We start from the raw sequence: 10,951 nt of genomic DNA, 5'->3' as shown, positions 1-10,951 counted from the left end.
TAGGGGGAGGAGGCATGGCGGAGCCATGCCGACCGACGACAACGCGGCGTGGGGGTCCCGCTCACGCCGAAGGCTGTGGGGGAGTGCCAGGGCCCGCGAGCCGGGCCTGGTCCGATCGAAAGAGCCTACGCGTTGGCGAGCCGTTCCAGGAGCGGTGGCAGCGCCGTCCCGATCGGCTCGCGCACGACCTCGTCGGCGAGTTCGTCGTACGGCGTCGGCTCGGCGTTCACCACGATCAGCCGCGCGCCGTGCTCGGCCGCGACACCGGCCAGCGAGGCCGCGGGCTGCACGCGCAGCGTCGTGCCCACGGCGACGAACACCTCGCACGCCTTGGAGATCGCCATCGCCTGCCCCAGCACGACCGGGTCCAGCCGCTCACCGAACATGACCGTCGCCGACTTCAGGATGCCGCCGCACGCGGTGCACGCCGGGTCGTCCTCGCCGGCCTCCACCCGTGCCAGCGCTTCCGCCATGGGGGAGCGGGCATGGCAGCGGGTGCAGGCCACCGTCCGCGCGGTGCCGTGCAGTTCGAGGACCTTGCGATCGGGCATGCCGCCGAGCTGATGGAGCCCGTCGACGTTCTGGGTGATGACCCGGACGGCGACGCCCGGACGCCGGTCGAGCGCGGCCACCGCCCGGTGCGCGGCGTTCGGCTCCGCACTCCATGTCGCGCTCTTGCGCCGCATCAGCCACGAGCGCCGCCGGATGTCCGGGTCTGCCATGTAGAAGTCGTACGTGACGAGCTTCTCGGCTTCGGGATCTCGCCGCCAGAGTCCGTTCGGACCGCGATAATCAGGAATTCCGGAATCGGTGGATATACCTGCGCCACTGAGGATCGCGACGAGAGTCATGCCTTCGAGCGTACGCAGCCGGTACGACCGGTGGCGAACCGTTTCCGCCCCGCTGCGCGGTGCTACGGTCCGCCACCGGCGAAGGTCACCGTCGCGCCTGCGGAACCACAGGGCCGATCCTGGCGAAGGGGGTCGGCGCCTCACCCGTCCACCGGTGCTGCACCGCCCTGCCCATCTCCTTGACGATGTCACCGTCCTGGACCTTGCCGGTCTCCGCCACGTAGAAGCGCCCGTCGTCGAGCGAGACGAGCCCGTACTGTCCCGCCGCCTCCCAGCCGTACGTCCCCGACGGCTCGTGATGCAGCCCCTGCGGCAGCAGCGAGAGCAGCCGGCCGCGCTCAGGCTGCTGCTGTCCGCGGACCGGTCCCCAGGAGGGGCGGCGGTCACCGCTCACCACGAAGAACGAGTAATTGGGGAAGGCGGGCTTGGTGCCCTTGTAGGCGGCCATCATCCAGTTGCCGCTGTCCGCGTCGTACTCCAGGTTCTGCACGCCGTAGGTGGTGTTCCCGGTGTACAGGAAGTACTTGCCGTCCGGCGACGACGGGCCGCTGCGGTGCGGCTGCGACTCGGTCAACGGCCGCTCGTACGCACGCCACTTGCGGACGTCGTACTGCAGCAGCACCTGGTGGTCGTTGTCCTGCCGGGTGGCGTTGGCATACACCCCGTAAGCAACCGTCAGTGTCTGCTGACCGCCCTTCTTGCCGAACGCCGGCCCGAACGCGACTCCGTCGATGCCACTGCACCCGTACCGGTGGTCGGCCGTCTTGCCCGTGTTGCCGTCGAAGACTCCGTCGCCGTTCATGTCGGCCGTGTAGTCGTCCACCACTTCCTTCAGGTGGACGGTGGTGAAGACGCCGCTGGTGGCGGCGTCCATGTCCATCCGGTCGATCCGGTCGCCGTCGATGATCGCGATGTAGAACGCCTTCTCCGACTTGTACTCCAGCGAGCCGTAGACACGTCCGTCGGCGGTGTTGAGGTCCAGGTCGCCGAGGTGCCCGGTGAATCCGGTGACCGAACCGACGGGCCGGCCACGGAGATCCGTCTTGACCAGGAGGTTCGTGAAGGAGAAGTACATGAAGCCCTTGCGGCGGTCCAGGGCCATGCCCTGGAGGTGGCCGGACTTCCAGGCCCCTCCGTCGACTGTGAGGGGCGGTCTCGGCCCGGGGCGCGGCGGCGCGGCGCCGGCCGTCGGAGCGAGGGTGCCGATCGTGGCGGCGGCCAGTAAGGCGGCAGTCGTCAGCAGACCGAACGAGTGCGCGTGCCTGTGCATGATCCCTCCGGTGTCCTCGAAGTCCGGATGGTGCTCGGCGGACGTGCACGACCGACCCGCTCGGCATGAACGCCCATAAGGGCAATACCCATGCTGATTGATGATCTGTCAGGCGCCGTGGATCCTACGGTGATTGCGCACCGGCGCGTCGGTCACGGTGCGGCTGCGACGGCGGGCGATGTGGCGCGGGTGAAAGGTCCGGCTGAAGGAGCGTCCGGCCGGCTGCCGTCGACGGCGAAGACCCCGAAGATCGGGGGAGAACGCCTTGATCCCATTGTAGTCGGCCGGCAGCCGGTCGCCGCTGGGGCCGGCCTCGACGGGAATGTGCCCGCCGGGGCCGGTCAGGGAGCGGGCGGCAGCCCGTTCTCCAGCTCGACCGCGCCCGTCCCCGCCGACAGCGCGTCGAGAGCGGCCACGACCCGGCGGCCCAGCGAACCGAGCAGATACTCGCCCAGGCCCTCGCGCGCGACCAGCCGCCACGACACCAGCTCCTCCGCCTGCAGCCGGATCTGCTGGAACCGGTCCTCCGTCAGTACCCCGCCGTCGTACACGTACGCGGCGATCGGGGGACGGGCCTCGCCGGGCACCCAGTCGACCACGAGCAGTGCGCCGAGCTCGATGTCCAGGCCGATCTCCTCCAGCGTCTCCCGCCGGGCCGCCTGCCGCGGCGTCTCGCCTTGATCCGACTCGATCGTGCCGCCCGGAAGCGCCCACCCCTTGCGGTAGTTGGGCTCGACCAGGAGCACCCGGCCCTCGCCGTCGCGCACCAGGGCGGCCGCGCCGGCGAGGATGCGGGGGAGGGAGGCGATGTAAGAGGCATAGTCCGAGGACGTCACGGCACGCAGCGTAGTGTGCGGCGCGCGAGGCGGTGAGCGCCCGCGGGCCAGCGACTGTGCTAAACAACCACCTTTGGTACGGAATCTTGGGTGATGCCGGGGTGGCATGCCCTCCGAGGGTGCCGATAGGGTCGGGGCGGCGCGACTGCCTGTTCGATAGCAAGGGATACAAGGTGACGGACGGAGCAGTTACTCAGCCCGCGCGTGTGCTCGTCGCGGCTGACAAGTTCAAGGGCTCGCTCACGGCCGTGCAGGTCGCGGAGCGGGTGACAGCCGGCCTGCGGCGTGTGGTCCCCGGCCTGGCCGTGGAGGCACTGCCCGTGGCCGACGGCGGCGACGGCACCGTCGCCGCGGCGGTGGCGGCCGGATTCGAACGCCGTGAGGTACGGGTCACCGGGCCCCGCGGCGAGTCCCTCACCGCGGCGTACGCCCTCCGTGACGGCACCGCCGTCGTCGAGATGGCCGAGGCCTCGGGCCTCCAGCACCTGCCGGCGGGTGTCTTCGCGCCGCTGACCGCCACGACGTACGGCTCCGGGGAGCTGCTGCGTGCCGCGCTCGACGCGGGCGCGCGCACGATCGTCTTCGGTGTCGGCGGCAGCGCGACCACCGACGGCGGGGCCGGAATGCTCTCCGCGCTCGGCGCCCTCTTCCTCGACGCGACCGGCGAACCGGTCGCCCCCGGCGGCGCCGGCCTCCGCGACCTCGCGACCGCCGACCTGTCCGGGCTCGACACCCGCTTCAAGGACGTCGACCTCGTCCTCGCCAGCGACGTCGACAACCCGCTGACCGGTCCCAAGGGCGCCCCGGCCGTCTACGGCCCCCAGAAGGGCGCGACCCCACAGGACGTGGCCACCCTCGACGAGGCGCTCGCGCACTACGCGTCCGTTCTCGGCCCCGAGCAGGCGGACTCGCCCGGCGCGGGCGCGGCAGGCGGCATCGGCTACGGCGCGCTGGTGGCGCTCGGCGCGAGCTTCCGGCCCGGCATCGAGGTGATGCTCGACGTGCTGGGCTTCGCCCCGGCCCTGTCGAGGGCCACCCTCGTCATCACCGGCGAGGGTTCCCTCGACGAGCAGACCCTGCACGGCAAGGCCCCGGCGGGCGTCGCGGCGGCGGCCCGCGCACGCGACATCGAGGTTGTAGCGGTCTGCGGCCGCCTGACGCTCCCCCCGGAGGCCCTCGGCCGCGCCGGCATCCGTCGCGCCTACGCCCTCACGGCGCTGGAGCCGGACCCGGAGCGCTGCATGGCGGAGGCCGGTCCGCTGCTGGAACGGGCCGCGGAGTCGATCGCGCACGACTTCTTGCTCTGACGGGCGTGGCCGGGCCCTTGGTGGCCCGGTTGTCTCGTCCGACGTCCGGGCGTGGCCCGGTTGTTCCGTCTGAGCGTCCGGGTGCGCTGCCGGACGTGGCCCGTGCGTTCGACGTGGGGCCGGGTGCGCTGACTGGCCCGGCTGCCCTGCCCGACGTCCGGGGGGCGTGTCCGAGACCGCTTTCCCGTACGTGCCTCCCCCAGGCAGCCGCCGCCTTGCGTCCCGGAACGCCCCTGGCGTCCCCCTGCCCCGGCTGGGCGTTTCGCTCCCACCGTCCGGGAAAGCACGCACCGGCCGTGGAGACCGGCCACCGGCCGTGCGGCCCCTTCACCGGCGGGAGGGGGCGGGGTCGTAGGAGGGGGGTGAGCGGACGTAAGGCGTCGTGAGTCTTGAGTGGCGCAAGTATGGGAAAGCAGTCCGCGATCCCCCCTCCGGAGGCCCCGCCCCCGCGCCCACCCGGCACAGGGGCACATCGGGGCGGCCGCGACCCCGGCCAGGGCCCCGTCACCCCGGACGAGCGGCACCCGGGGACGCCGCGACCCCGGCCAGGGCCCCGCCCTCGCACCATCCCGGACCAGCGGCACCCGGGGACGCCACGCCCCCGGCGCCGCATACGCGCCACGTTGTGCTCGCGCACAACCCGTGCGTCCCGCTGCTGGTCAGGCGCAGCGCCTCGGGTCAGAGGCATCGACCCCGCATCCCGCCCGGTGGTGGTGTTGGGCTCCGACAGGCGAGCCGATCGGAGGCGAGCCGGACAAGGGGTTGCGTATGGCCGCCGCGCTGGAGGTGCGGGCGCTGTCCGTGGGGTACGGGCCCGTACGGGCGTTGCGGGACGTGTCCGTGGAGGTACCCGACGGTGCCGTCGTCGCCGTGCTCGGCGGCAACGGCGCCGGCAAGTCCACCCTGCTGAGGGCGGTGTCCCGCACCCTGCCGTTCCAGGGCGGGCACGCGACCGCCGGAAGCATCCGGTTCGAGGGCCGCCCGCTGGACGGTCTCAGCCCTGCCCGCGTCGTCGCCGCCGGGGTGGTGCAGGTTCCCGAGGGCCGGCAGGTCTTCGCCCGTATGACGGTGGCGGACAATCTGCGGGCGGGCGCCCTCGGCGTGCGGGGTGGGCGGCGCGAGGCCGCCGCCGCGCTCGCCCGGGTCCATGACCTGTTCCCCGTACTGGCCGACCGTGCCCATCAGAAGGCAGGCCTCCTGTCCGGTGGCGAGCAGCAGATGCTGGCCATGGGGCGGGCGTTGATGGCGAGGCCCAGGCTGCTGCTCCTCGACGAGCCGTCCCTCGGTCTGGCCCCGCTGATGGCGGCGCGGATCGCGGAGACGGTCCAGGAGATCAACTCGGCGGGCACATCCGTCCTGCTCGTCGAGCAGAACGCGGCGATAGCGCTGCGCCTGGCCTCCACCGCGTACGTCCTGGACGTCGGCGAGGTCGCGCTCGAGGGACCGGCCGATGAGCTCGCCGCCTCCGACGAGGTCCGGCGCCGCTATCTCGGCGTCGTCGACGAGACCGCCGCAGAGGACGCCGGACGGGCGGAGCATGTCGCGCCCTCCCTGCGGAGGTGGTCCGCATGAGCGCGCACACGAGCACCGCCACGACCGGCGCACCGCTCGTCGTTGAGGAAGCCACCGTCCGCTTCGCCGGGCTCACCGCTCTCGACGGCGTGTCGTTCACCGTCGAGCCGGGCAGTGTCCACGCCGTCATCGGGCCGAACGGCGCCGGCAAGTCCACCACGTTCAACGTGCTGTCCGGTGTCTACCGGGCGACGGAGGGCAGCGTCCGTTTCGGCGAGGACGAGCTCACCGGCCTCCCGCCGCACCGCGTCGCGGCTCTCGGTGTCGCCCGCACGTTCCAGAACCTTGCCCTGCCGCCCCACGCCACGGTGGCCGACAGCCTGCTCCTCGGTCGGCACCGGCTCACTCGGGCCGGGTTCGTGGCGGCGGGACTGCGGCTCCCGTCGGCAGTCCGCGAGGAGCGCAGGCACCGTGAACGGGTCGCGGAGATAGCCGATTTCGTCGGGCTGGTGGACGACCTGGACCGGCCCGCCGGTCAACTCCCTTACGGAAAACAGAAGCTCGTCGAGCTGGCTCGCGCCCTCTGCATGGAACCGCGGATCCTGCTCCTCGACGAGCCGGTCGCGGGCATGACCGCCGACGAGCGCCGGCAGACCGCCGCCGTCGTGGCGGGTGTACGCGACAGCCTCGGCATATCCATCGTGCTCGTAGAACATGACATGGGGGTGGTGATGCGGCTCGCGGACGCCGTGACCGTGCTCGACTTCGGACGCCGTATCGCGGGCGGTACGCCCGCCCAGGTGCAGAGCGACCCGGCCGTCGTGCAGGCCTACCTCGGTACGGAGGCCACGCCATGACCACCTTCACCGAACTGCTGCTCGGCGGGCTCTCCATCGGCTCGGTGTACGCCCTGATCGCTCTCGGGTTCGTCGTCATCTTCAAGGCGACCGAGGTCGTCAACTTCGCCCATGCCTCGCTGCTCCTCGCGGGCGGCTACATCACCGCTGTTCTCCACGACGACCTCGGCTTCTGGCCGGCGCTCGCCGTCGGCGTCGCCGGCGCGGCGGTGGTCGGCTCGGCCGTCGACTTCCTGGTCATGCGTCGCTACCGCGGCTCCGACCACAGCGTGCTCGCCATCGTCACCATCGGCGTCGACATCCTCCTCACCACCGAACTGACGCGTCTCATCGGCACGGACGTGCTGGCGCTCGGCGACCCGTGGGGCGACCGGGTCGTGAACCTCGGCGAGATCACGATCGCGCAGACGCGGATCGCGGCGTTCGTCGCCGCGGCGCTGCTCATCACGGCGTTCCTGCTCGCGTTCCGCTACACCTCGTGGGGCGTGGCCATGCGAGCGGCGGCCGAGAACCCGCAGACGGCCGCGCTGATGGGAGTGCGCCTGGGCCGGGTGTCGCTGGCCGCCTGGGCGGTCGCCGGCGCGCTCGCCGCGGTCGCGGCGCTTTTCCTCACGGTCTTCCCTACGCCAGGTCTGGAGCGGGCCACATCACTCGCGGCCCTCAAGGCGTTCCCCGCCGCGATCCTGGGCGGGCTGGACTCGACGACGGGGGCACTGGCAGGCGGCCTGATCGTCGGGGTGACGGAGTCGTTCGCGACGGGCTACCAGAGCGAACTGACCTTCCTGGGCGGAGGGATCGGGGATCTCGCCCCGTATCTGGTGATGCTGCTCGTGCTGCTGGCGAGGCCGGCCGGACTCTTCGGAACGAAGGAGCTCGCCCGTGTCTGACACCTACCGCCCGGGCCCGGCGTCGGAGGCCGAGCCCACGCCCGTACCCGGCGCACGCACCGGCCGGCCGGCCGACGGCAAGGCCCCGGAGCCGCCGGCGCCACCGGCCGCGGAGTCGTCGGCGTCACCCGCCGCCGAGGCGTCACCCGCCCCCGAGTCGTCCGCGCCACCCGTCGCCGAGGCGTCACCCGCGCCCGAGGCGTCGGCGCCACCCGCGCCACCCGTCGCCGAGGCGTCAACCGCCCCCGAGTCGTCGTCGTCACCCGCCGCGGAGTCGTCGGCGCCACCGGCCGCCGAGTCGTCGGCGTCACCCGCGCCCGAGTCGTCGCCTGCCGTCGAGCCGTCAACGCCACCGGCCCCCGAGTCGTCGGCGTCACCGGCCGCGGAGTCGTCGGCATCACCCGCCCTCGAGGCCCCGGCGGCCGAGCCGCCGAAGCCCCCGGCGGCCGCGCGGCCGGTATGGCGCAGGCCCCGCCCGCGGGCGTACGCCTGGACCGCGCTGTCGCTTCTCCTGCTCGCGCTGCCCTTCTACCTCGACCGCTTCTGGTTGCAGGCCGGCCTGTTCGCCATGGCGGCGGCCATCGGTGCCATCGGGATCAACCTGCTCACCGGCGCGACGGGGCAGCTCTCCATGGGGCACGCCTTCTTCCTTGCCGTCGGCGCGTACGGATATTGCGTCCTCGCGGGCGGCAACGACCTCGAGAGCGGCCACCGGCTCGTCGGTCTCGGCCTGCCGACCTGGCTGGCGGCCGTGCTGGCCGTGTGTCTGGCGGGGCTGGCGGGCGGCCTGTTCAGCCCGATCGCCGGCCGGCTGCGCGGGGCGTATCTCGGCATCGCCACACTCGCCCTGATCTTCGTCGGTCAGCATGTGCTGTTCAACGCCCGTGACCTCACGGGGGGTTTCAACGGCCGGGCCGTACCCCCGCTCTCCCTCTTCGGGCTGGACTTCGACGACAGCGAACTCCTCGTCGCCGCCGTCCCCTTCCAGTCCATGGAGAAGCTGTGGTACGCCGCGCTCGTCGCCCTCCTCCTGTGCGGGCTGTTCGCGCGCGGGGTGCTCCGCGGGCGCCCCGGCCGTGCCATGAACGCTCTGCGCGACCACCGGATCGCCGCCGGGGTGATGGGCGTGCCGGTCGCCCGCTACCGGGCCGCCGTCTTCGTGCTCTCCTCGATGTACGCGGGTCTCGCGGGCGTTCTGCTCGCCCTGGTCTTCCAGCGCACGGTGCCGGAGTACTTCGGCATGATCCTTTCCCTCGAGTTCCTCGCCATGATCGTCATCGGCGGTCTCGGCTCGGTCGCGGGCGCGGTCGTCGGGGCGGTTTTCGTCTCGCTGCTGCCGCAGGTCCTCACCCGCTGGAGCGACGCCCTGCCCCTGGTCTCCGCACCGGGTACCGGCGGCGTCTCCCCCTCGGAGGCCTCCCGCTATCTGTACGGCGCGGCGGTCGTCGCGGTCGTCCTGTTCCTGCCCGGCGGTCTCACCCGCCTCGCTCCGTCCCTTCGGGAGAAGAAATGAAGTCAAGAACCTACGCGGCGGTCCTCGCCGTCCTCGCACTGACGGTGACGGCCGGCTGCAGCTCCAAAGCGACCAGCGGCGACGGCGACACCAAGGGCGCCGGGGGAGTGAAGACCGGGGAGGGTGTCACCGACAAGACGATCACCCTGGGCGTGCTGACCGACATGACGGGCGTGTACGCGTCCCTCGGGAAGAGCGTCACACAGGCCCAGCAGCTGTGGGCGAAGCAGACCAACGCCGCGGGCGGCATCTGCGACCGACAGATCGAAATGACCGTACGGGACCACGGCTACGACCCGCAGAAGGCCGTCGCCGCCTACACCGAGCTGGAACCGCAGGTGCTGGGCTTCGCGCAGTTCATCGGCTCGCCGTTCGTTGCCGCCGTCAAGCAGCGCATCGACGGCCAGGACAAGGGGCTGGTGCTGCCCCAGGCCTGGTCGGCCAACCTGCTGGGCAGCCCGTACGTCCGCGTCGTCGGCGCGACGTACGACATCGAGACGATCAACGCCGTCGACTACCTCCTCGCCGAGAAGCGCATCACCAAGGGCGACAAGATCGGTCACGTCTACTTCGAGGGCGACTACGGCGAGAACGCGCTGGCCGGCTCCACCTACGCGGCCGAGAAGGCGGGCCTGACGGTCGTCGAGCAGAAGATCAAGCCGACGGACAACGACATGTCGGCGCAGGTCGCGGCCTTGAAGAAGGCGGGCGTCAAGGCGATCCTGATCAGCGCGGGTCCCCGGCAGGCGGCGTCCCTGGTCGGTGTGGCGGCAGCCGGCGGCTTCGACGTGCCCGTCGTCGGCAACAACTCGGCCTTCGCGCCGCAGCTGCTGGCGACTCCCGCGGGGCCGGCCCTGACGAAGGACTACTACGTGGCCGCCTCCACGCTGCCCATCGGGGCGCCCGACGCCGGGCCGGCGAAGCTGGCCAAGGAGTATGCCGCCGCGTACCCGAAGGACGGTCTCGACAACGGTGTGGTCGCCGGGTACACGGCGGCGACCGTGTTCGGCGAGGCGCTGAAGAAGGCGTGCGCGGAGAAGGACCTGACACGGGAAGGCGTCGACAAGGCGCTGCTGACCCTCAACGCGTACAAGAGCGACTTCGGCATCACGCACGACTTCTCCGACCCGGCGGCGCCGTCGACCCGCCACAGCCTGATCATGAAGCCGGACAAGTCGGTCCCGGGCGGTCTGAAGGTCGTCCGTCCTGCGGCGGCGTCGGAGGCGGCACAGTCCTACAAGCCGCCGGCCGGCTGACGCCCGGACCTGCCCACCCGCCCCCGGCGCGTTGCGCCGGGGGCGGGTGTCTTCCCGGTCCGGCCTGCGGCCCCACACGGTGCCGCGGCCGCTACGCTCTGCCACATGGTGCATGTACTGGGCAGCAGGGTGCTGCTGAGCCCGACCGATCCGCAGCGCTCACGCGACTTCTACGGCCACGCGCTGGGGCTGGCGGTCTACCGCGAGTTCGGGACCGGCGACGAGCGCGGAACGGTGTACTTCCTCGGCGGCGGGTTCCTCGAACTCTCCGGCCGCTCGGACACCCCCTCCTCACCGGCTGTGCGGCTGTGGCTGCAGGTCCCCGACGTGCAGGCCGCCCACGACGAACTGCTGGAGCGGGGCGTGGAGGTGCTCCGAGCGCCGCGGAAGGAGCCGTGGGGGCTGATCGAGATGTGGATCGCGGACCCGGACGGCGTGCGTATCGCCGTGGTCGAAGTACCGGAGGACCACCCTTTGCGCCATCGTCCGTGAGGCGGCCTCGCAGGCAGCCCGAGGCGTGGCCCAGGACAGGCCCGCGGAGCGAACGGCGTGGCCCGGCACCACAAACGCCGAGGGCCCCGGAGTACTCCGGGGCCCTTGATCATGGTGACGGCGGCGAGGGACGTGGCGACCGTCCAGGCGGCGATGCGCCACGGCGCACT

Annotated in this window: 9 protein-coding genes and 2 pseudogenes; 8 read left to right on the top strand and 3 right to left on the bottom strand. The window is 72.2% G+C overall.

Translation table 11 applies throughout. The features are described 5' to 3' along the window. Positions 1-125 precede the first annotated feature (125 nt). The 3 genes from ABZ070_RS31585 to ABZ070_RS31575 form a co-directional block, all read right to left on the bottom strand. Positions 126-851 carry a Sir2 family NAD-dependent protein deacetylase gene (locus tag ABZ070_RS31585; RefSeq protein ID WP_356638831.1) on the bottom strand — a complete coding sequence of 242 codons (726 nt, stop codon included), beginning with the start codon at positions 849-851 and terminating at the stop codon, positions 126-128. An 85-nt stretch (positions 852-936) separates the two neighbouring features. Next, positions 937-2,121, bottom strand: a complete 1,185-nt coding sequence (locus tag ABZ070_RS31580) for a hypothetical protein (RefSeq protein ID WP_356638829.1) — start codon at positions 2,119-2,121, stop codon at positions 937-939. Positions 2,122-2,462: 341 nt separating this feature from the next. Beyond that, complete coding sequence (locus ABZ070_RS31575) at positions 2,463-2,957, bottom strand: NUDIX hydrolase (RefSeq protein WP_356638827.1); 495 nt, start codon at positions 2,955-2,957, stop codon at positions 2,463-2,465. A 149-nt stretch (positions 2,958-3,106) separates the two neighbouring features. Between ABZ070_RS31575 and ABZ070_RS31570 the strand changes: the two genes are divergently transcribed. The 8 genes and pseudogenes from ABZ070_RS31570 to ABZ070_RS31535 all read left to right on the top strand — a co-directional run. After that, complete coding sequence (locus tag ABZ070_RS31570) at positions 3,107-4,264, top strand: glycerate kinase (RefSeq protein ID WP_356638833.1); 1,158 nt, start codon at positions 3,107-3,109, stop codon at positions 4,262-4,264. Between the two features lie 768 nt (positions 4,265-5,032). After that, positions 5,033-5,836, top strand: coding sequence for an ABC transporter ATP-binding protein (locus ABZ070_RS31565; RefSeq protein WP_356638825.1), 804 nt, complete (start codon positions 5,033-5,035; stop codon positions 5,834-5,836). Beyond that, positions 5,833-6,633 (top strand): ABC transporter ATP-binding protein, encoded by an 801-nt coding sequence (locus tag ABZ070_RS31560; protein ID WP_356638823.1) that lies wholly within the window; start codon positions 5,833-5,835, stop codon positions 6,631-6,633. Before ABZ070_RS31565 ends, ABZ070_RS31560 begins: the two co-directional genes overlap by 4 nt. Further along, positions 6,630-7,520, top strand: a complete 891-nt coding sequence (locus tag ABZ070_RS31555) for a branched-chain amino acid ABC transporter permease (protein ID WP_356638821.1) — start codon at positions 6,630-6,632, stop codon at positions 7,518-7,520. Before ABZ070_RS31560 ends, ABZ070_RS31555 begins: the two co-directional genes overlap by 4 nt. Before the next feature lie 502 nt (positions 7,521-8,022). Further along, positions 8,023-9,033 (top strand): annotated as a pseudogene (locus tag ABZ070_RS31550) (branched-chain amino acid ABC transporter permease); the annotation flags it as partial. Beyond that, entirely contained in the window at positions 9,030-10,289 is a 1,260-nt protein-coding gene (locus ABZ070_RS31545; protein WP_356638819.1) for an ABC transporter substrate-binding protein, read from the top strand. The pseudogene ABZ070_RS31550 and the gene ABZ070_RS31545, both read left to right, overlap by 4 nt. A gap of 105 nt (positions 10,290-10,394) precedes the next feature. Continuing rightward, a complete protein-coding gene (locus ABZ070_RS31540) occupies positions 10,395-10,781 on the top strand; it encodes a VOC family protein (protein ID WP_356638817.1) in 387 nt (128 codons plus the stop codon). Between the two features lie 72 nt (positions 10,782-10,853). After that, positions 10,854-10,951: pseudogene (locus ABZ070_RS31535) on the top strand (two-component system response regulator); the annotation flags it as partial.

It is taken from the genome of Streptomyces sp. NPDC006283, assembly GCF_040613325.1.
Classification (GTDB): Bacteria; Actinomycetota; Actinomycetes; order Streptomycetales; family Streptomycetaceae; genus Streptomyces.
The sequence above is the reverse complement of the archived record's forward strand: the minus strand, read 5'-3'. Positions and strand labels throughout refer to the sequence as shown.

Coding starts and splice junctions, on each gene's coding strand:
- ABZ070_RS31555 (WP_356638821.1), top strand. CDS start 6,630: ATGACCACCTTCACCGAACTGCTGCTCGGCGGGCTCTCCATCGGCTCG.
- ABZ070_RS31585 (WP_356638831.1), bottom strand. CDS start 851: ATGACTCTCGTCGCGATCCTCAGTGGCGCAGGTATATCCACCGATTCC.
- ABZ070_RS31580 (WP_356638829.1), bottom strand. CDS start 2,121: ATGCACAGGCACGCGCACTCGTTCGGTCTGCTGACGACTGCCGCCTTA.
- ABZ070_RS31560 (WP_356638823.1), top strand. CDS start 5,833: ATGAGCGCGCACACGAGCACCGCCACGACCGGCGCACCGCTCGTCGTT.
- ABZ070_RS31540 (WP_356638817.1), top strand. CDS start 10,395: ATGGTGCATGTACTGGGCAGCAGGGTGCTGCTGAGCCCGACCGATCCG.
- ABZ070_RS31565 (WP_356638825.1), top strand. CDS start 5,033: ATGGCCGCCGCGCTGGAGGTGCGGGCGCTGTCCGTGGGGTACGGGCCC.
- ABZ070_RS31545 (WP_356638819.1), top strand. CDS start 9,030: ATGAAGTCAAGAACCTACGCGGCGGTCCTCGCCGTCCTCGCACTGACG.